Raw genomic sequence first — 18,025 nt, 5'->3', positions numbered from 1 at the left:
GTTCCGGCCATGATGCGAGTCAATTCAGCCACGGCTTGAAGCGCGGATTGGCGCCCGGATTGTGATCTTCCAGGCACCAATCCGACGTCAACTACTTCGTGTCGGCTTTGGCCACTGCCGGCTTGGCCGAGCGGCTGCGGAAGAACGCAGCGCCGCCCAAGCCCAAGCCCGCAATGCCGGCGATCAGGCCGGCCCAGCTGCGCGCCTGCGAGCCGTCGTCCGTTACGGCAGAGGCAGGCTCGGTGGATTCCGTCGTTGCAGCGTGATGGTCGCCTGCGGCATCGGCCGGAGTGATGGTGACCGACGGGGCAGGGGCCTTGAGATCGTGCTCGTTCTGACCCTCCTTGGCAATCTCCGACCAATCGGTCTGTCCCTGTTCGCAGGTCTGCAGCGTGGGGAAGTAGAGGGTCTTGCCCGCGGCATCGGGCAGCTTGACCGACAGAACAAGGGCGTCCCGCAGGTGTGGGTCCAAGGGTGCTTTGGCCGTGTACACGATCTGGCTTGTGCGCTTGGTGATGGAGGTGCCGTCATCAAGCTTCTTGGGCTCCGCGAGGGTCTCCGTGACCTTCTCCACGGTCCAGTTGGGGTTGACCGTCGGCTGGGCGTCGTTCAGTTCCTCGGGGAGTGAAATGGCAACTTTGGTGGTGCCGAAGGTGTCGCAACCGTGAGGGATTCCGAAGGTCACCAGCGCGTACGAATTGGCCGCGGTCTTGTTCGGATCGGCCGAAACGTGCGCGGATGCTCCGGCCAGGCCGGCCATCATCAGGACAGCGGTTCCACCGGCGACGGCGGTTGCGGAAAGGGTGCGGCGAGTCGAGGTTTTCATGGGAATTGCCTTTCGGGGGCGCCGGCTATATTCGGCGCGGGGTACGGGTATGGAGCCCGTCACCATGCAAAAGGCTTGCTGTTGCGGCGCGCAATTTGTCGCGCGCAGGTGCCGGGCGGAACTAGGTAAGTACGACGACGGCGGGCGGGCCGCGGCGGCTGTCTTGCCTAAGGTTCCGCCAAGGGCGGGGGATGAAGACGTCGGGTGCCCCTACTGCGACGGGCGAGGCGCCGGCGTCGGGCCTGAACACCAACGTGGGCAGGGCGAGCAGCGGACGCAGCCAGGCGGCGAGCTGCCACAAGGCATCTTCGCCCTTTGCCAGGATGACGGCGGACACAATGGTGGCCAGGACGTGGCCCACAAACATCATGGCGCCAAAGGCTGTGCCGAGCTCATGGGTGTGTGTCGCCGAAATGTCCAGCCCGGTGCTGAAGGCTTCGCCACCGAGGTGGTGGTTTGTTTCCTGCTGGCTGACAGCTATCGGGCTCAAGGCGGTGAAGGCTTCGTGAAGTGCCAACTGTCCGGCGCCCAAGAGTCCCGCCATGGTGAAAAAGTTCAACTTGAAGCGGGTAGCGAGCGTGGCAGCCAAGGTTGTCAGCGCAACGAGCGCCAGCAGGACCGGTGCGCTGGGAAGTTCTCCGCCACCCACGAGGTGGGCCACTGCAGCGAGGAGAACCACCACAATCGAGATGGCGCCCGACCGCAACGCATGAAAGGGCACCCGGGACTGCGATGTGCGCACGGGCCCTCCCTCATCTGTTGCTGCTTGATTATCGGCGTCTTGATTCTATCGGGAGTTCGGTGCCGGGCAGGACCCGGATGGGTGCCTATGTGGATAGCTCCGCTTAACGCCTCGAGGAGCGAACGAAAGTTGGCTTCGGTGGCTCCGGCACATTCGCTGCGGACCCGGAACGTCGACGGCGGAGCTCAAGTTTCAGGCTTTCCTCACCGCGAGCCATGGCCCAGTGATGATTGGCAGAGAAGGCCGGTTTGAAGAGCCAACTCAAACGGCGAAGCAAGGGCTTGGTGGCACTGACCCGCCAATGGTAGGTGATGACGACCTCCGGACCGTCAGTCTCGAATGTCCAGCGGCCCGTGCCGTTGAGGTCACCTTCGGCTGTGAGCGCAAAGCCGTCGAGGGTCACGGGTTCGGTAATGGTGAGTCGCCAACGCAAGGTGTATGGGAGCCAGCCCTTGGTATGAAGGTCAAAGCATGCACCAACTCCATCCGGTCCGCCTTGGGCTACGGGCGTGACCGTGAGGTAGACGGAGGGCCACCACTGTTTGAGAGCCGCGGCGTCGCCCAGGACGTCCACTACTTCCTCGCGTGTGCCCGCCACCCGCCACACCGTGACGAACGCGTAGTCGGTGCTTTTCTGTGTGCGCTTGGTCATTGCTGCCTCCGCGGTCCGTGTGGGTTCCGAGGGTGTCTTACGGCATCCGGGCTCAATCTACGCCTGCCTTCGCCGAAGGGTTAGGTCTCGCGGCTTTGGATCTCCCAAAGTGCTGAGATCCTGCCCCTCAAAACTTCAGCCATTGGTTTTCAGGAGGTCTCTCATGTCGAAGAGTGCTTCCAGCGGAGCGGCTGTATCCGTTAGGGGCGCAACTGGGCCTCCACCGCAGTCTTCGATGTGCCGGGAGTAGCGCTGGTCATCGCCTTCCCGCACCACGATTTTCGAGGCAGTGCCACCTGCGCAGCCAGGTTTCTGCGTTTTGATGTCTTTCGTCCGTTCCGGCAGGCTGCGAACCAGATCCGTTACCTTGGTCCACGTCTCAGCCGACACTGCAGTAGTTTCCTGACGGAGGACATCGCCGTAAGAATCCACAGTGATGGTGGCCTGTGTGCTGGAGGCCTTGATCACGTAGCTGCGATGGTATTCGGGTGGGACGGAACTGTCTCGAAACGTGTATTCGACTGACGTTCTCGCCGGGTCCACTTCAAGCGGCTTGGCGGCGGAGCAGCCCACAGTCAGTCCAACTGAAACGGCAGCGATAGCAATCAATGTGATGCGGCAACGCATAATTCCCCCTTGGCAGCCGGGTTTCATTAGCCCGGTCGTGTTCAATCTAATCTTCTCCCACCCTGTAAAATCCGAATTACCGTGCATATGCCGGTGCTTTGGGGAGCAACCTTGGGGGCATTAGACAGGCTAGCGCCGCAGTTTTAGCTCGCACTCATTGCCAGGGCACAAAGGCAATCCACTCGCATCAAACCCACTTGTGTTTAGCCGCGCCTAAAAGCGCGGCGTTTGAAAGGACCCTCATGAGTCAAGATCAGCCTGGCTACACGCCACCACCCGTGCCCCAGGGGTACCAGCCGCCTGCACCCCAGGGGTACCAGGCGCCGCCGGCGTTCGGTCAGCAGCCGCAGGAGGGTTTCCAGCAGCCGTACGGCCAGCCTTTCCAGCCGCCTCAGGGATACCCGCAGCAATTCCAAGCCCCTACCCCGCCGCCCAAGTCCTTCCTTGTGACGTGGCTCCTGGCATTGCTGGTGGGCGTCCTCGGCGTTGACCGCTTCTACCTTGGCAAGATCGGCACCGGTATTGCCAAGCTTCTTACCTTTGGTGGCCTCGGAGTTTGGGCATTGGTGGACCTCATCCTGGTTCTGGCCAACAAGCAGACTGATAAGTATCGTCGCCCGCTGGAGGGCTACGACCGGCACAAGCTGGTCGCCCTCATCGTTTCCGCTGTAGTGATCCTTGCCAGCATCGCGTTCAACGTAAGCCAGGGCATCGCAACAACCGCAGCCCTCACTGCCCCGGTAACTGCTCCGTCTGTTGAACCTGTCACCAAGTCAACCCCGACGCCCGCACCTGCGGACGATGTGGAAACCAACAGCCGTGGAAACCTCGTGATGGCCTTTGGCGATATCGGTACCATCAGTGACGGCAAGAGCGGCGACGTCCACACCAAGTTCACCGTCAACAGCATCACGCCGGTCACTTGCACCGAACCGTATGCTCGTCCCTCCGAGAATGGCAACGTGGTGGCGGTTGATATAACTGTTGAGACCACGCCTGAGCTGGCTCAGTCTGCGTACCCGAAGTTCACCTTGAGCGGTTTCGACTTCAAGTACATTGCAGCCAACGGCACCACCTTCAATGGCTCCCTTGCCAGTATCGCGACGTATTCGTGCATTCCTGACGCAGAGCAGTTCCCCAGCGCTGGAATGGGACCCGGCGAGAAAGTCACCGGAAAGGTTGTGCTGGACGTGCCAGCGGCCACCGGGCTTCTGGTTTTCGAGTCCGGCCTCAAGGGTGGCTTTGAGTACAAGTTCTGATCTGGTGCGCTGAGGGCCAGGATCTCAGCTCTTAGCACTTGGCGGAATCACTCCGTCATTGCTAGAGATCCACCGGAACAGGTCCGCTGATGGCTGCATATCAGATCAAGCTCGCTCTGATATGCAGCCATCAGCACGCCAGATGGCGCTACATCCCAGCGTCCAACGGCAGTTAACTACCAAGCTCGCGACAAGCCGGATTCGGACGACGTCTCCTGCGCAACCTTATTGGCGACGCCGATGGCACCGCTCAGGAGCCCTCCGGATGCCGTCGGTCGGGACTCTGAAAATCGTGGCGCCCTGATCTGGAGAGCAATCCAAGAACCAACCGTCATTGCACCAAGAGCCGGTGCCGAAGTGCTGCGAAGCTGAGCGCTGTAAACGTTTGTGGCTCATTCTGCATCATCTCTATCAGCGTTTCCTGATCGAGCCATTGCACTTCACGAGATCCGTCTCCAGTGGAGTGGGGCAACCCGGAGGCCAGGACGTCCACAATCGCCAGGAGTGAGGGATAGGGCCCCTGGAGCATCTGTACCAGCTGGATCGCATCGCTGACCTGCACCTTGTCCCCCAGCAACTCGTGGTCGGTTTGGCTGACCTGCACCTCCACCTCCCTGAGGCCGGTTTCTTCCTCCACCTCACGCTCGGCGCATGCAGCCAAAGACTCAAAGGCGCGCCACTTACCGCCCGGCAACTCCCAGCGTCCGCTGTTTGCCGGATCTGATTCGGGCTTCCACCGTTGCTGCAGCAGGATGCGACTTGGGTTGTGGCGGTCGCGGACCAGGGCATAGACGTTGGTGAGTACTAGCTGTTCAACCATTATTTCTCCATTTCGTTCCGACGCCGCCTCCCCACGGGGAACGTCAACAAGGGGAGCCACTTGCAACCGTTGACGAAAGCCATGAAGACCTTTGTGAGGAAGGCTAGGAGAGCCCAGCTCAGTTAGTCAATGAAATTGACTAATTTTTGATATGACACTCTCGTTTCCGTGAAAGCATGTACCCTTTGGCTCCGCCGATCCCCGTGAGGAGGAGCGGGACTAAGCGGAACGTCGTTACGAAGACTAGGAGATGTGTAGACGGTGGCGATTCCGGCTTCACCGCTGAACCTGGCCCGCACATAAGAAAAGGCCCCGCCTCCCTCATAAACAAAGGGAAGCAGGGCCTTTCGTATTGGCGGTGACGGTGGGATTTGAACCCACGTTGGCTTTTACACCAAACAACATTTCGAGTGTTGCACCTTCGGCCGCTCGGACACGTCACCAACTGAAATAGGGTACCGGAGTTGAGCCCTGTTCCCCAAAACGAGGCCGCGTGGAGCCGCGCGAGGAACAAGCAAAACACAGCCAACTTCCGTCAGCAGCCCCCCACCGATAGATTCATAAGCACCATGACTATCTCGCATGAACAAGAACACGAAGCCCAGGCCTATTGGGTCACGGAGACGGGCGATGGCGAGCTGCGCCCGGAGGTCCTGCCAGCAAGGCAAGACGGAGAAGCCCTGGTCAGGACCCTGTATTCCGGGGTCAGCCGCGGCACTGAGCGTGTTGTCCACGAGGGCCGCGTTCCGGAGCGAGTGGCTGACCTGATGCAGGCCCCGCACCAGGAAGGCGACTTCCCGGGCCCCGTCAAATACGGCTACCTGAACGTCGGCATTGTGGAAGAAGGCCCGGACGAATGGCGGGGAAAAACGGTCTTCAGCCTGCACCCGCACCAGGACTTCTACGTGATGCCCACCAGCCAACTCACCGCAATCCCGGAGGACGTACCAGCACGTCGGGCTGTGCTCACCGGCATCGTTGAGGTGGCCATCAATGCCCTTTGGGAAGCCGGACCAAGGCTGGGCGACCGCGTCGCCGTCGTCGGTGGTGGTTTGGTGGGTGGCGTCCTGGCGACGCTCCTGCGGAAGTATCCGCTGGGCCGCCTGCAACTGGTGGACGCCGATCCCGAGAAGCGAAAGCTGGCGGAAACCATCGACGTGGACTTCGCACTTCCCGAGGAAGCGAAGGACGACAACGACATCGTCTTCCACTGCTCCGCCTCCAATGAGGGCCTCAAGTTGAGCCTCCAGCTGGCCGGCGACGACTCCGATGTCATTGAACTTTCCTGGTTTGCCGACAAAGAAGTCACCCTGCCACTCGGCGAGGACTTCCATGCCCGCAGGCTGAACATCCGTTCCAGCCAAGTGGGTGCTGTCGCCCTGCCCAGACGGCACCGGCGAACCAACGCCCAGCGCTTGGAACAGGCGGCACTCGAATTAAGGGATCCGCTGTTCGACACGTTCCTGACCAGCGAATGCCTGTTCAGGAACCTGCCCACCACACTCACAAAATTGTTCGAACGGCCCGGCGGTTTCTGCCATGTGGTCGCGTACCCCAACCCGGAGGATTAATTCATGTTCAGCCTGACCGTCCGACGCCACTTCATGGTCGCCCACAGCCTTCCGCGCGAAGCGTTTGGCCCAGCCCAGGGCCTCCACGGTGCCACGTTCGTTGCTGAAGTCACCTTCCGCCGGCCCACCCTCAACGACGACGCAATCGTCCTGGACATCGGTGCCGCCGGCGGCATCCTTGAGGACGTGCTCGCCGACCTGAACTACAAGAACCTCGACGAACACCCCGCCTTCAAGGGCAAGCTCTCCACCACGGAGGCTCTCGCGAAGCACATCGCCGACGCCATGGCCGCCCAAATCCAGGACACGGCGGACGGTCCGGCACTCACTGGCATCGACGTCGTCCTCCGCGAGAACCCTGATGCCTGGGCGGGCTACTCGCTGGAGCTCCCGGTCAAGTAAGTGCACATCCGCTTCCTGGTCCCTGGGAACGTCCGGCACGGTTCCGGCGGCAACAAGTACAACGCCAAGCTCGCGGAGCACCTGACTGCCCTCGGCGTCAACGTTGAGACAGTAACGGTCGACGGCGATTGGCCGGTTGGCAGCCCCATGGACCGGCAGCGGTTCGCTGACATGCTCGACGGCGGCACAACAGTGATTGCCGACGGCTTGGTAGCGAGCGGGGCGCCGGACGAGATCGCCGCCGCTGTGAATGCCGGGACGAAGGTCTGGATTCTGTCGCACATGGCGTTGGCGGACCACCATGACCTTGAGGCGAAGGCGCTGGCTGCAGCAACCGGGATCATTTGTCCAAGCACCCACGCCGCCGGGGAACTGCGAGCCAGGCATGGGACGCCGTACATCGTCGTCGCTACGCCCGGTGCTGAGCGGGCAAACCCCGCAGAAGGATCCGAACCAGGGCACATCGTGGCGGTTGCCGCGTTGCTGCCCAACAAGTGCCAAACACTCTTGGTAGAGGCGCTCAGCCGGTTACAGGATCTCGCTTGGACCGCAGCTCTCATCGGCTCCCACGACGCTGATCCGAGCTATGCGGCCGAGGTGAGGGCCGCCGTCGAGCATTACGGTCTCGAAAACCGAATCAGCATCACTGGCGAGCTGACCGGCGATGCCCTCGAAGAGCAATGGCACAGGGCAGGCCTGAGTGTTCTGATTTCACGCTCCGAAAGCTTCGGGATGTCCGTCACGGAATCGTTGGCTCATGGCATCCCCGTGCTTGTGCGGCAGGGGACCGGCGCAGTGGAAGCACTGGGTAACACAGGGGCGGGCGCGGCCTTGGATCTCAGTGCCCCTGGCACCCTCGCCAGCACCCTCCGGACCTGGCTCTCCGATCACGCGCTCCAAGAACGATGGCGCAGCAGAGCCCTCACGTCCCGGGAGCATCTCCAAGGCTGGGACACCACTGCCGCCACCGTCCTAAAGGCCCTCCAAAGCCCACCGAGGTGACAGTAAAAGCCCATCCCGGGCACCCGGATCGGCATTAAGTGCCATCTCGGGGGAGAGAAAGAGGAACGCGGTGCGAAGCGAAGAAGCCCCTCAGCAGCGCTGCGCACTCCTCCTCGCGGACGCCCGCGTACACCTCCACCCAGTGATTGAGGCGGCGCTCGCGGAGGATATCGAACACAGAACCCACCGCTCCGGCCTTCTCGTCCCACGCGCCAAACACGACGCGGGGAATACGAGCCAGGACAATCGCCCCGGCACACATGGCGCAGGGCTCAAGGGTGACCACCAAAGTGCAATCCTCCAAGCGCCAGCCGTCTCCATCGGAACCCGCATCGTGAGCGCGCTGACGCAGCGAAGCAGCAGCCTGACGAATGGCCACCACCTCCGCGTGGGCCGTCGGGTCTCCGAGCGCTTCCCGTTCGTTGCGTCCGGAACCCAGCACCCCGCCGTCGGGCCCCAACACCACGGCACCGATCGGTACGTCGTCCGTTTTCAGTGCCAACCGGGCCTCGTCCAGGGCAAGGCCCATCCAGGCCATGTGTTCTGCGTGATACGGCTCGGTGGCGCTCATGTCTCAATGATAGTTTTGGGGGATGCGCACACTCGTCGTGGACCACCCGCTGGTCGCTCACAAGCTCACCGTTCTGCGGGATAAGAACACCCCTTCACCGGTCTTCCGGCAGCTCACTGAAGAACTCGTCACCCTCCTGGCCTATGAAGCCACCCGCGAGGTCAAGACGCAGCCAGTCGAGATCGAGACCCCCGTGACAAAAACCGTGGGCACGGCTTTCACCAAGCCCACTCCGCTGGTAGTCCCGATTCTGCGCGCCGGCCTCGGCATGCTGGAGGGCATGACCAAGCTGGTCCCTACCGCCGAGGTGGGCTTCCTGGGCATGGCCCGTGATGAAGAAACCTTGGACATCATCACCTACGCCGAGCGGCTCCCTGAGGACCTCACCGGCCGGCAGATCTTCGTCCTGGACCCCATGCTCGCCACCGGCGGCACCCTGCGCGAGGCCATCAAGTTCCTCTTCAAGCGCGGTGCCTCGGACGTTACCTGCATCTGCCTGCTTGCTGCTCCGGAGGGGCTGTCCAAGCTGGAAGAAGAGCTCTCCGACGCCAACGTGAAAATCGTCCTGGCCTCGATTGACGAGAAGCTCAACGAAAAGTCGTACATCGTGCCAGGCCTGGGCGACGCCGGCGACCGCCTCTACGGCGTCGCAGTTTAGGGAGCCCCCTACCGGTTTCCCACGCGCCCCGTTAGCCTGTGGCGCATGGACTGGAAACTTGAACTGGTGTTTGTCCCTGTGTCCGACGTCGACCGCGCGAAGGATTTCTACGTCAACAAGGTTGGTTTCAACGCCGATTTCGATGAGCGTCCCATGGACGGCATCCGTTTCGTGCAGCTGACACCGCCGGGTTCGGCGTGTTCCATCGCCATCGGGGAGGGCCTCAGCGATGCCCCTCCCGGGACAGCGCCAAGCCTCCAAGTGGTGGTGGCGGACATCAACAAGGCGCATGAGCAGCTCAAGGCCAACGGCGTGGACGTCAGCGATATTGACGTTCAGGATTGGGGCCACTTCGTTTACTTCGCAGACCCCGACGGCAACAAGTGGGCGGTGCAGTACCTTCCGCAGCGTCCGAACGGCTAAGTCACACTTCAGCACCACCGCATGAGTGTGCGGCAGGATGGAACCATGAGCCATCCTGCCGAACCCGCCTCCCAACCATCAGTGCTGAACGTCCGTGCCGTCCTCTTCGACATGGATGGCACACTGGTGGATTCCACGGCGATCGTTGAGCAAGTCTGGCTCGAGTTCGCCGAGCGCTATGGCTTGGATTACAACGAGATCCTGCGCACCTCACATGGCGTCCAAGCCGGCGATACCGTTCGCCGGTATGCGCCCGCCGGCGCTGACTTTGAAGCCCTGACCGCCGAGTTGGGTGAGATGGAACGCTCCCGGACCGACGGCGTCATAGCGCTTCCCGGGGCAGAAGCCCTGCTGGCGCGGCTGCCCGATGACGCCATCGCGTTGGTCACGTCCGCGGATCGCATCCTGGCCGGTATCCGTATGCAGGCGGCCGGGCTAACCATGCCATCAACAACAGTCACTGCTGAGTCCGTTACCCGAGGCAAGCCGCATCCGGAGGGCTATCTCAAGGCGGCGGCGCTCCTGGGAGCCGACCCGGCCGACGTCGTGGTTTTCGAAGACGCCCCTGCCGGTATCGCCGCCGCGCGCGCCGCGGGGATGCGGACCGTTGTGGTGGGCAAGGCCGCTGCCAGGCACAATGCGGAGCTGGACCCGGGCATGTGGCGGATCCCGGATTACTCGTCGGTCACCGTTACTGCTGTGACGGACGACGACGGCGGCCGCCTCCTGACGCTGACCCTTTAGCCCTTTCTGCGCGGTCTGTTCCAAGCGGTGAACCGGGCGTAGGCTGTGCGCATGTCTGCGATGCCGGAGGCGTACGGTGCTGCATTGGAGCGGGCCATGGTCCACGCCGGTGAGTGGCTTGCGTCGGTTCCCACCCGTTCTGTCCGCCCTTCATCCGACGCCGACCAGGTGGCCAAGAGCATCCTGCCGCGTCTCCCCGACGGAGCAACCGATGCCGCGGAGGTAGTGGACGAGCTGGCCGCGCTGGCTGAGCCCGGCTTGATGGCGATCCAGTCCGGACGGTTTTTTGGGTGGGTCATGGGCGGAACTTTGCCCGCCGCCATGGCCGCTGATTGGCTCGTCTCTGCCTGGGATCAAAACACCGGGCTCCGGTTCGCCACTCCCGCCGCCGCTGCCATCGAGGAATCGGCCGCCGCCTGGCTTTTGGACCTCCTGCACCTGCCCGCGACTGCCGACGTCGGATTCACCACGGGTGCCACAACCGCGAACTTCGTGGGGTTGGCAGCGGGCCGCCAATACCTGATGGACGAGGCCGGATGGGACCTCGAAGCGCTCGGCCTCAGCGGCGCACCGCGCATCACAACCTTTGCCGGCCGGGAACGGCATGCCGCAGTGGATCTGGCATTGCGATACCTCGGTTTGGGCGCCTGCGTTCCGGTAGACGCCGACGACGAAGGCCGGATCTTCCCCGACGCCCTTGCTGATGCCATGGATCAGCAACCGGGCCCATCGTTGGTCTGCCTGCAAGCCGGCAACCTCCACTCCGGAGCATTTGATCCCATGGAAGAAGCCATAGCTGTGGCACACGATCGCGGCGCGTGGGTGCACGTTGATGGTGCCTTTGGTTTGTGGGCCGCTGTGAGCCCGAAGCTGCGAGGCCGGCTGGCGGGTGTGGAAGACGCAGATTCGTGGGCAACGGATGCCCATAAGACCCTGAATGTCCCTTACGACTGTGGCTTGGCAATAGTGGCACGCCCGGAAGCCCTGAGGCGTGCCTTCAGCGTTCACACGAGTTACCTCATTGCCACTGATGCCGGGCCTGGGGATCCTTTCGAGAAAGTTCCGGAGATGTCCCGCCGCGCCCGGGGCATCCCGGTCTGGGCTGCACTCAGGCAGCTGGGCCGGGACGGCGTGATTTCCATGGTTGAGCGCCTGGCAGCAAATGCCCGTGCTTTGGCTGAAGGACTGTCCTCGATCCCTGGCGTGGAGGTGCTCAACGACGTCGTGTTCACGCAGGTCTCGGTGAGTTTCGGAAGCGATGACCGTACGCACCGGATCACCCAGCGGCTCATGGCCGAGGGCGCGGTCTGGATGTCCGGTTCTTCGTGGCGTGGCCGCGAGATCTTACGGATTTCGGTGAGCAATTGGACTACGGACGCCGGGGATGTCGCCGCGTCCATTGCAGCCGTGCGGGGTGCGGTGGAGGCCGAACCGGAGGCATAGCGTTCTTCGGCGCCGCACCTGTGAAACGGCAAAAACCGCGCCCGTTCCCGCCGTTCGCTCCAGTGGGTACTGGTGCGAACGGCGGCAACGGGCGCGGCAATCAAGCAGTCTGGCTTAGTACCAGTTGTTGGCCAAGTGGAAGCCCAGAGCGGCGGACGGGGATCCGTAACGCTCCTTGATGTAGTTCAGGCCCCACTTGATCTGGGTCTGGTAGTTGGTTTCCCAGTCAGCACCAACGGTAGCCATCTTGGAAGCAGGCAGGGACTGGACGATGCCGTAGGCGCCGCTGGAAGCGTTCATCGCCGTGGTCTTCCAGTTCGATTCCTTCTCCCACAGCGTGTTCAGGGCAGTCATCTCGCCCGGGCCCCAGCCGTAGTTGCCAAGGATGCTCAGTGCGTACGCCTTGGCAGCAGCGGGGTCGTCCACGGCCTTGGGGGCAGCAGCAGCAGCTGCGGCTTCCGCGGCGGCGGCGGCAGCAGCGGCGTCGGCGGCTTGCTTGGCAGCAGCGTCAGCAGCAGCCTTCTCAGCTGCGGCCTGGGCGGCAGCCTGGTCTGCGGCAGCCTTTTCGGCGGCGGCCTGCGCGGCTGCGGCCTGGTCTGCGGCAGCCTTTTCGGCGGCAGCCTTGTCAGCAGCTGCCTTTTCCGCGGCGGCCCTGTCGGCTGCGCCCTTTTCGGCGGCAGCATCCAGGGAAGCGGAGATCTCGGCCGACTTGTTCGTGTTGACCTGCGCACTGGACTGGGTTCCGGCTACGCGGCTGGCCTCGGGGAGGGTCAGTGCGGCATTGGCGGCGGTTCCGAGCGATGCAACGCCCAGTGCAGCTGCCACGACACCGGCTACGACGGACATGCGGTGGCCGGACTTACCCTGGCGGGCTGCGTTCTTGAGGACGGACTGCGACTTGGTGTGCGGTGCGTTGTGTTCGTCGCGGCGACGCGCGGAAGGGCGCGTCTGATCGTTAAATTCAGACATGTGATTACCTCTCAGCGCCTGCGGAGTTAGCTGTCGGGTTCGGATGAGGTCATCCGGCCGCGCATCATGCTGCGGCTTCACCCCAAGGGCCGGCCAAAAAGGCCTGGGCCCGGAGACTCTGGGTCCCCCGTCTCTGCCTCGGAGAAAGAACGGACTCCGGGAAGTGGCAGAGCTCGGCGCATCCCGGATGTGGGCCTGCTAGGGACGACCCACCCTTTCGACGGTACAGGAGGATTCCACAGAAGTCACATTTAGGTAACAGAGATCACGACGCCGGTGAGTCGCCTTGCCCGATTCGTTATAGGCCTTCGATGCTGACGGCGGGGAGTCGGAGGGCGAATTCCGTGCGACCCGGCCGCGAGGTCACTTCCACGCTACCGCCATGCGCTGAAACGATGGCCTCCACAATGGACAAGCCGAGTCCGGAGGTGCCCTCAGAGCCCGATCTTGCGGCATCAGCGCGGGCAAACCGGGAGAAGATCCTGCCTTGGAAATCTTTCGGAATTCCGGGGCCGTTATCCGTCACTGTCACCACGGCACTGCCATCGGCGGAGAGTATGACGCCTGTGACCACGGTGGTACCGGGATCCGTATGCTTGCGGGCATTGGACAACAAATTGCCCAGCACCTGATGAAGTTGGGTGGCATCGCCGCGCACAGTGATGGGCTCATCAGGGAGCTGGAGCTGCCAGATGTGATCCGGCGCCATGACTTTCTCGTCACTGACCGTTTCGATCACGAGCTGTGTCAGGTCCACGTCCTCAACTTTGACGGGCTGTCCCTCGTCCAACCGCGCCAGTAGAAGAAGGTCCTCCACCAAGGTGGTCATGCGTTCGGACTGGCTTTGGACACGCGCCAGCGACTTCCGGCCATCCTCGGTGAAGTTCTCCGTCATCCTTAGCAGCTCGGTGTAGCCCCGGATGGCGGTCAGGGGAGTCCGTAGTTCGTGCGAGGCATCGGCCACGAACTGGCGCACCTTGGTTTCGCTTTCCTGCCGTGCTTCCAGCGCGCTCGAAACGTTGTTCAGCATCTGGTTCAAGGCATAGCCGACGCTGCCCACTTCCGTTCCGGGGTGGGATGCCGACGGCGGTACGCGCACCGCAAGTGCCACCTCGCCGGCGTCGAGAGGCAGGCGCGAAACCTTCGTGGCCACCGCGGAGAGCTGCTCAAGCGGACGCATGGTCCGACGGATGATGACCGTTCCCACGAGCCCGATCACCACCAGCCCAGCCAGCGAGACCAGCACCATGGTCCACACCAGCGAGGCTTCTGCGCTCTGCTTGTCCTCCAGCGGCAGGCCCGTCACAATCACGTCGCCATAAGTGGTTTCGACTGCCACTAGCCGGTAATCGCCGTTGGACAGCGATCGGTCCACGGGTTGGTTGTCCGTGGGCAGCGACACCAGGACCTGCTCATCGTCTGCTGAGAGTGAGACGCGGTGACCTTGGGCGTCGATCAAACCCGAGCTTCGCACGGTGGAGCCGTCGATCCTCGCGTTGAGCGTGCCCGCCGCCTGCCCGCGCGCCTCCAATGGATCCGGCCTGCCGGGGGATGACGGAAAGTTCGACGGCGGCCTGCCGAAGTCATTCGCGCGGCTGGACGCCTGCTCCAACTGCCTGTCGAGCTGCCTGTTGAAGACCATGTCCATGGACGCGTAGCTGACCACCCCCACAGCAGCGCAAATGGCGATCAATAGTGCCATGGCCACCAGGACCAAGCGTGTACGCAGGTGCCAGGTGGAGGGATTGAGCCAACTGAGCTGAGTCTGTCCGGCCGACACTCCGGACTTCCTGGCCATTCGCGAGAGGGTGCCCAAGGGCTAGTCCGCAGGCTTGATGACGTAGCCGGCACCCCGGATGGTATGGATCATCGGGGGATGGCCGGCTTCGATCTTCTTGCGCAGATAAGAGATGTAGAGCTCCACGATGTTGGCCTGGCCGCCGAAGTCGTAATCCCACACACGGTCCAGGATCTGGGCTTTGCTGACAACTCGTTTGGGGTTCTCCATGAGGTACCGCAGTAGCTCGAACTGGGTGGCGGTGAGCGGAATATCCTGGCCGCCGCGGGTTACTTCCCGGGTATCTACGTTGAGCGTGAGGTCGCCGACCACCAGCTCGGCGGTGTCCATGGCAGCTACGCCCGAGCGCTGGACCAGGCGGTGGAGGCGCAGGAGGACTTCTTCCATACTGAAGGGTTTAGTGACGTAGTCGTCCCCGCCTGCTGCGAGTCCGACAATGCGGTCCTGCACGGCGTCCTTGGCGGTGAGGAACAGGGCGGGAACCTCCGGGGCGAAGGTGCGGATGCGGTTGAGGACCTCGACGCCGTCGAATCCGGGAAGCATGACATCCAGGACCAGCACGTCAGGGCGGAAGTCCTTGGCTAGCTTTACTGCTTCCGGACCATCGCCGGCGACCGCAACAGACCAGCCTGCCATACGCAGGCCCATGCTCATCAGCTCAGCGAGGCTGGGTTCGTCATCCACCACCAGGGCACGGATGGGGGAGCCGTCCGGATGGGACAGCTCGGGAAGGTTGTTGGTCATGGAGTGCGAGGAGGCCATGGGATAACTCTCCGTTCTGCTTGTTTGCCAACGCTTTGCCCATCCTGTGAAGACGCTGTGAGATCAGACTAGCGAGGAGGGGGCTGGCGGACACGCTTCCGTGCCCAAGGTTCCCGGCGGCCCGGGTTCAGCCGTGTTCTACGGCTTGTAGCAGATTTTCAGCTGAAAATTGCTTGTGACGATCAGCTCCGATTGGACAACAAGTGTTTCAGATCGTGAGATTCCGTCGGGAGAGGGTTAGTGGAAATGGACATGCACATCATCCCCGATATGCCGAAGAATATTCAGTAGATAGCGAATATTTCCCGACTGCACCGAATGAAATGGCGTTCATTTACCGGCCCTACTGAATTGTGATTTGCGACACAATAGACCTCTGTGTCTCAAAATGTGGACGGTTCGGCGCTTTGTTACTTGCGTGTTGCCTTTGTTACGTTGCACACTTCCAATGTGAACAAGAACTCAACAGCACCTGCAGCCGCAGCAACCTGGCCCAGCGCACCCGCTGGCCATGATGACCGCTGTTGTCGAATGCAAGCCTAACTTTCCACCCCAAAAAAGTTTCAGGCATTCGCCCCCTAGCCCAGCGTTGGGCGCCCATCCCCAAACTCATTGCGGGGACAACCAGCATTCGAAGCCGCGATGACGGCTATTCACTTTTGAGGTAAGCACTCCATGTCAGTTGCATCTGGATACGTCCACATCTCCGTCCGTAACGCCAACAAGGCCGCGTCAAACGCGGGGCTTCGCCCCGGCTTCGGCAACCGCCCCGGCTACTCTCCCGCTCCGCAAGGGGCAGGGCAGCAGGCTCCCGGATACGTGCCGCAGGGCTATAACCCCAACTCTTACGGCCAGCTGCGCGCTGTCCCCACAGCAGAGCCGGCGCCGATGACTGCACCCACCCCGGTGATTGCGCAGTCGGACAAGCTCCGCCCCGTTGCCAACGACAATGTGGCCCGCGGATTCGTCCTCTACATGGGCATTGACGAAGAAACCGCAGCTGCCGCCGGTACCTCCATTGCCAAGCTTGCCCAGGAAATCCGGGCTTACGCTCAGTCCCTCGTGACCGGCGCCGAGAGCTATGCCGCCGTCGCAGTTGCCCCTGCCGGGGCACCCGGGTCCGCACTCGACGTCGTGCGTTCCACCTTCGGCGACCCCACGGTCGCCGCCCGCCAGCGCACCGAAGCCGCCCGCCCGGCGCCCCAGCAGGAAGCTCGTCCGTCCGGCGTCCTGATCGACCTCGCCCGCCGCGAAGTGCACCTCGATGGCGAATCGCTGAACCTGACGTTCAAGGAATTCGAGCTCCTCAACTACCTGGTCGAGAACGGCACCCGCACCGTGGGCCGCGACGAACTCCTTGAGGGCCTGTGGCGCAACGCCGAAGAGGTGCCCAACGAGCGCACCATCGACGTGCACATTCGCCGCCTCCGTTCCAAGCTTGGCCGCCTCGCGAACACGGTCCGCACGGTCCGCGGCCAGGGCTACCGTTTCTACGAGCACCCCGAAGTTATCGTTTGGGCAGCACCTGAATACTCGATCTAAGTAGCACTACGCCGAAAGCGCTCGTCCTGTGAGGGCGGGCGCTTTCGTGTTCGTGGGGTGATCCAGCGGCGGACGCTTCCGCTTTAGCGGGACGATCCCTTTGCGCCTGCGCTCATCCTTTGCGCCTGCGCTCATCCTTCGCGCGATAATGGCGCTATCGGGATATGCCGCCTTTCGGCGTTTAGCTTCGAGGAAACCGTGTGCCTCCACCACCCACATTGGCCGCCAAATACCCTGGACACGCCCCCCGCACGGCGTGCCCAGGGTGCCACGAATTCAAAGTTGGTGACGGCGGCCCGCAGGAAGCCGCTGGGCTCTGTGGCAGATAGGGTTGGGTTATGAGTGACCATCACATCAAGCGCCTGGTGATCATGCGGCATGCCAAGGCTGATTGGCCCATGGGAGTGCCTGATCATGAGCGCCCCTTGGAGGAGCGTGGGCATCGGGAGGCCCCGTTGGCGGGGAAGTGGTTGCTCAAGCATGGTGTGGTGCCCGACTTCATCCTTTGTTCGTCAGCGTTGAGGACTCGTCAGACCTGCACTTGGGTGTGCGATGAGTTGGGGGACAAGGCGCCGACTCCCAAACTGGAGGATGGCTTGTACTCCGCCTCAGCCAACCGCATGTTGACGGTGATCAACCACGTACCCGATACCGTGACCACGTTGATGGTCATTTCCCATATGCCCGGCGTTCAGGATCTTGCCATGCACCTGGCTTCCCGCGATTCGGACCACGATGCTTACATGGATGCTGCTAACCGTTACCCAACGAGTGCGTTGACGGTAATGGAAACAGAAAAGTCATGGGCTGAGCTCGACGGCCAGGACGCCAGGCTGACGCACTTCAAGGTGCCGCGCCCCTAAGCCAGCTGCGGCATGCACATGCAGCGGATCTCGAACACCGGCAGGCCCGCCGCTTCTTCGCCATGCCCGGTTGCGATGAGGAATTCGCCGTCGAACATGTACACCGGCAACTGCGGAGCCAGGTATTCGTTGTAGCGGCTGGGGTAGACCCATTGACCGCGGACATCGAACGCAGGAAGCGCGTACGGATCCCGGCGGTTGTGCGCGCTCGGATAAAGGCCGTCGTCGATCATGATGTAACTGACCAAGCCATATGTGTGGTGGTGGTTCATGTCCGTGGGAAAGAGGATTGCTTCCACAGGTGGGCCCCTTCAAGAGTTTCGACGGTCGCGCGCTCCGGGCGGCGCTGGT

The 18,025-nt window shown here is 62.5% G+C and carries 20 protein-coding genes, 1 tRNA gene and 1 riboswitch; of the genes, 10 read left to right on the top strand and 11 right to left on the bottom strand.

The genetic code is table 11. From position 1 onward, the window contains the following. Positions 1-91 precede the first annotated feature (91 nt). From ACZ881_RS04330 to ACZ881_RS04315, 4 genes are all read right to left on the bottom strand, one after another. Positions 92-826 carry a YcnI family copper-binding membrane protein gene (locus ACZ881_RS04330; RefSeq protein ID WP_091465338.1) on the bottom strand — a complete coding sequence of 245 codons (735 nt, stop codon included), beginning with the start codon at positions 824-826 and terminating at the stop codon, positions 92-94. A gap of 121 nt (positions 827-947) precedes the next feature. Then, positions 948-1,568, bottom strand: a complete 621-nt coding sequence (locus tag ACZ881_RS04325; RefSeq protein WP_091465340.1) for a hypothetical protein — start codon at positions 1,566-1,568, stop codon at positions 948-950. A gap of 103 nt (positions 1,569-1,671) precedes the next feature. Beyond that, the gene (locus ACZ881_RS04320) at positions 1,672-2,220 is read right to left on the bottom strand and encodes an SRPBCC family protein (RefSeq protein ID WP_476112788.1); all 549 of its coding nucleotides are present in this window, start codon (positions 2,218-2,220) and stop codon (positions 1,672-1,674) included. Positions 2,221-2,355: 135 nt separating this feature from the next. Continuing rightward, positions 2,356-2,847, bottom strand: coding sequence for a hypothetical protein (locus ACZ881_RS04315; RefSeq protein ID WP_429331270.1), 492 nt, complete (start codon positions 2,845-2,847; stop codon positions 2,356-2,358). A gap of 242 nt (positions 2,848-3,089) precedes the next feature. Between ACZ881_RS04315 and ACZ881_RS04310 the strand changes: the two genes are divergently transcribed. Then, positions 3,090-4,106 carry a TM2 domain-containing protein gene (locus tag ACZ881_RS04310; RefSeq protein ID WP_476112786.1) on the top strand — a complete coding sequence of 339 codons (1,017 nt, stop codon included), beginning with the start codon at positions 3,090-3,092 and terminating at the stop codon, positions 4,104-4,106. Positions 4,107-4,437: 331 nt separating this feature from the next. Here the strand turns inward: ACZ881_RS04310 and ACZ881_RS04305 are convergent, their stop codons facing one another. Together ACZ881_RS04305 and ACZ881_RS04300 are read right to left on the bottom strand one after the other, a co-directional pair. Further along, positions 4,438-4,926, bottom strand: coding sequence for an NUDIX hydrolase (locus tag ACZ881_RS04305; protein WP_178993357.1), 489 nt, complete (start codon positions 4,924-4,926; stop codon positions 4,438-4,440). Positions 4,927-5,279: 353 nt separating this feature from the next. After that, positions 5,280-5,369 (bottom strand) — tRNA-Ser (locus ACZ881_RS04300). A 126-nt stretch (positions 5,370-5,495) separates the two neighbouring features. Here ACZ881_RS04300 and ACZ881_RS04295 point away from each other — a divergent pair. From ACZ881_RS04295 to ACZ881_RS04285, 3 genes are all read left to right on the top strand, one after another. Beyond that, positions 5,496-6,497: a zinc-dependent alcohol dehydrogenase gene (locus tag ACZ881_RS04295; RefSeq protein WP_476112783.1), complete on the top strand. Its 1,002-nt coding sequence runs from the start codon at positions 5,496-5,498 to the stop codon at positions 6,495-6,497. A gap of 3 nt (positions 6,498-6,500) precedes the next feature. Then, positions 6,501-6,899, top strand: coding sequence for a 6-pyruvoyl trahydropterin synthase family protein (locus ACZ881_RS04290; RefSeq protein ID WP_476112781.1), 399 nt, complete (start codon positions 6,501-6,503; stop codon positions 6,897-6,899). A 171-nt stretch (positions 6,900-7,070) separates the two neighbouring features. Next, positions 7,071-7,901 carry a glycosyltransferase family 4 protein gene (locus tag ACZ881_RS04285; protein ID WP_476113845.1) on the top strand — a complete coding sequence of 277 codons (831 nt, stop codon included), beginning with the start codon at positions 7,071-7,073 and terminating at the stop codon, positions 7,899-7,901. Positions 7,902-7,935: 34 nt separating this feature from the next. On the opposite strand, the gene ACZ881_RS04280 is transcribed toward ACZ881_RS04285, so the two are convergent. Next, positions 7,936-8,472: a nucleoside deaminase gene (locus ACZ881_RS04280; protein ID WP_476112779.1), complete on the bottom strand. Its 537-nt coding sequence runs from the start codon at positions 8,470-8,472 to the stop codon at positions 7,936-7,938. A gap of 22 nt (positions 8,473-8,494) precedes the next feature. Between ACZ881_RS04280 and upp the strand changes: the two genes are divergently transcribed. Genes upp through ACZ881_RS04260 form a run of 4 tightly spaced genes read left to right on the top strand, consistent with a single transcriptional unit; the run spans position 8,495 to position 11,740 of the window. After that, complete coding sequence (gene upp / locus ACZ881_RS04275; protein ID WP_091465380.1) at positions 8,495-9,130, top strand: uracil phosphoribosyltransferase; 636 nt, start codon at positions 8,495-8,497, stop codon at positions 9,128-9,130. A 45-nt stretch (positions 9,131-9,175) separates the two neighbouring features. Then, a complete protein-coding gene (locus ACZ881_RS04270) occupies positions 9,176-9,553 on the top strand; it encodes a VOC family protein (protein WP_026005392.1) in 378 nt (125 codons plus the stop codon). A gap of 45 nt (positions 9,554-9,598) precedes the next feature. Further along, the gene (locus ACZ881_RS04265; protein ID WP_476112776.1) at positions 9,599-10,297 is read left to right on the top strand and encodes an HAD-IA family hydrolase; all 699 of its coding nucleotides are present in this window, start codon (positions 9,599-9,601) and stop codon (positions 10,295-10,297) included. Between the two features lie 51 nt (positions 10,298-10,348). Next, complete coding sequence (locus tag ACZ881_RS04260; RefSeq protein ID WP_091465383.1) at positions 10,349-11,740, top strand: pyridoxal phosphate-dependent decarboxylase family protein; 1,392 nt, start codon at positions 10,349-10,351, stop codon at positions 11,738-11,740. A 114-nt stretch (positions 11,741-11,854) separates the two neighbouring features. On the opposite strand, the gene ACZ881_RS04255 is transcribed toward ACZ881_RS04260, so the two are convergent. The 3 genes from ACZ881_RS04255 to ACZ881_RS04245 all read right to left on the bottom strand — a co-directional run bounded on the left by ACZ881_RS04255 (position 11,855) and on the right by ACZ881_RS04245 (position 15,269). Further along, a complete protein-coding gene (locus ACZ881_RS04255; RefSeq protein WP_476112773.1) occupies positions 11,855-12,709 on the bottom strand; it encodes an aggregation-promoting factor C-terminal-like domain-containing protein in 855 nt (284 codons plus the stop codon). 3 nt (positions 12,710-12,712) lie between these two features. Next, positions 12,713-12,874, bottom strand: a riboswitch (cyclic di-AMP (ydaO/yuaA leader). A 133-nt stretch (positions 12,875-13,007) separates the two neighbouring features. Then, a complete protein-coding gene (locus ACZ881_RS04250) occupies positions 13,008-14,507 on the bottom strand; it encodes a sensor histidine kinase (RefSeq protein ID WP_476112771.1) in 1,500 nt (499 codons plus the stop codon). Between the two features lie 21 nt (positions 14,508-14,528). After that, on the bottom strand, positions 14,529-15,269 hold the full coding sequence (locus ACZ881_RS04245) for a response regulator transcription factor (protein ID WP_091465388.1): 741 nt from the start codon (positions 15,267-15,269) through the stop codon (positions 14,529-14,531). Between the two features lie 675 nt (positions 15,270-15,944). On the opposite strand from ACZ881_RS04245, the gene ACZ881_RS04240 reads away from it, so the two are divergent. Next, positions 15,945-16,811: a winged helix-turn-helix domain-containing protein gene (locus ACZ881_RS04240; protein ID WP_017198144.1), complete on the top strand. Its 867-nt coding sequence runs from the start codon at positions 15,945-15,947 to the stop codon at positions 16,809-16,811. 338 nt (positions 16,812-17,149) lie between these two features. Beyond that, positions 17,150-17,674: a SixA phosphatase family protein gene (locus ACZ881_RS04235; protein ID WP_091465390.1), complete on the top strand. Its 525-nt coding sequence runs from the start codon at positions 17,150-17,152 to the stop codon at positions 17,672-17,674. On the opposite strand, the gene ACZ881_RS04230 is transcribed toward ACZ881_RS04235, so the two are convergent. Next, positions 17,671-17,973: a hypothetical protein gene (locus tag ACZ881_RS04230; RefSeq protein ID WP_243836673.1), complete on the bottom strand. Its 303-nt coding sequence runs from the start codon at positions 17,971-17,973 to the stop codon at positions 17,671-17,673. The genes ACZ881_RS04235 and ACZ881_RS04230 overlap by 4 nt on opposite strands. Positions 17,974-18,025 lie beyond the last annotated feature (52 nt).

Source organism: Paenarthrobacter sp. TE3676, assembly GCF_056279165.1.
The sequence above is the reverse complement of the archived record's forward strand: the minus strand, read 5'-3'. Positions and strand labels throughout refer to the sequence as shown.

Bases quoted from the DNA above. Each gene is read 5' to 3' on its own strand.
- ACZ881_RS04330 (WP_091465338.1), bottom strand. From the start codon at position 826: ATGAAAACCTCGACTCGCCGCACCCTTTCCGCAACCGCCGTCGCCGGT.
- ACZ881_RS04320 (WP_476112788.1), bottom strand. From the start codon at position 2,220: ATGACCAAGCGCACACAGAAAAGCACCGACTACGCGTTCGTCACGGTG.
- ACZ881_RS04315 (WP_429331270.1), bottom strand. From the start codon at position 2,847: ATGCGTTGCCGCATCACATTGATTGCTATCGCTGCCGTTTCAGTTGGA.
- ACZ881_RS04310 (WP_476112786.1), top strand. From the start codon at position 3,090: ATGAGTCAAGATCAGCCTGGCTACACGCCACCACCCGTGCCCCAGGGG.
- ACZ881_RS04305 (WP_178993357.1), bottom strand. From the start codon at position 4,926: ATGGTTGAACAGCTAGTACTCACCAACGTCTATGCCCTGGTCCGCGAC.
- ACZ881_RS04295 (WP_476112783.1), top strand. From the start codon at position 5,496: ATGACTATCTCGCATGAACAAGAACACGAAGCCCAGGCCTATTGGGTC.
- ACZ881_RS04290 (WP_476112781.1), top strand. From the start codon at position 6,501: ATGTTCAGCCTGACCGTCCGACGCCACTTCATGGTCGCCCACAGCCTT.
- ACZ881_RS04285 (WP_476113845.1), top strand. From the start codon at position 7,071: ATGCTCGACGGCGGCACAACAGTGATTGCCGACGGCTTGGTAGCGAGC.
- ACZ881_RS04280 (WP_476112779.1), bottom strand. From the start codon at position 8,472: ATGAGCGCCACCGAGCCGTATCACGCAGAACACATGGCCTGGATGGGC.
- upp (WP_091465380.1), top strand. From the start codon at position 8,495: ATGCGCACACTCGTCGTGGACCACCCGCTGGTCGCTCACAAGCTCACC.
- ACZ881_RS04270 (WP_026005392.1), top strand. From the start codon at position 9,176: ATGGACTGGAAACTTGAACTGGTGTTTGTCCCTGTGTCCGACGTCGAC.
- ACZ881_RS04265 (WP_476112776.1), top strand. From the start codon at position 9,599: ATGAGCCATCCTGCCGAACCCGCCTCCCAACCATCAGTGCTGAACGTC.
- ACZ881_RS04260 (WP_091465383.1), top strand. From the start codon at position 10,349: ATGTCTGCGATGCCGGAGGCGTACGGTGCTGCATTGGAGCGGGCCATG.
- ACZ881_RS04255 (WP_476112773.1), bottom strand. From the start codon at position 12,709: ATGTCTGAATTTAACGATCAGACGCGCCCTTCCGCGCGTCGCCGCGAC.
- ACZ881_RS04250 (WP_476112771.1), bottom strand. From the start codon at position 14,507: ATGGCCAGGAAGTCCGGAGTGTCGGCCGGACAGACTCAGCTCAGTTGG.
- ACZ881_RS04245 (WP_091465388.1), bottom strand. From the start codon at position 15,269: ATGGCCTCCTCGCACTCCATGACCAACAACCTTCCCGAGCTGTCCCAT.
- ACZ881_RS04240 (WP_017198144.1), top strand. From the start codon at position 15,945: ATGTCAGTTGCATCTGGATACGTCCACATCTCCGTCCGTAACGCCAAC.
- ACZ881_RS04235 (WP_091465390.1), top strand. From the start codon at position 17,150: ATGAGTGACCATCACATCAAGCGCCTGGTGATCATGCGGCATGCCAAG.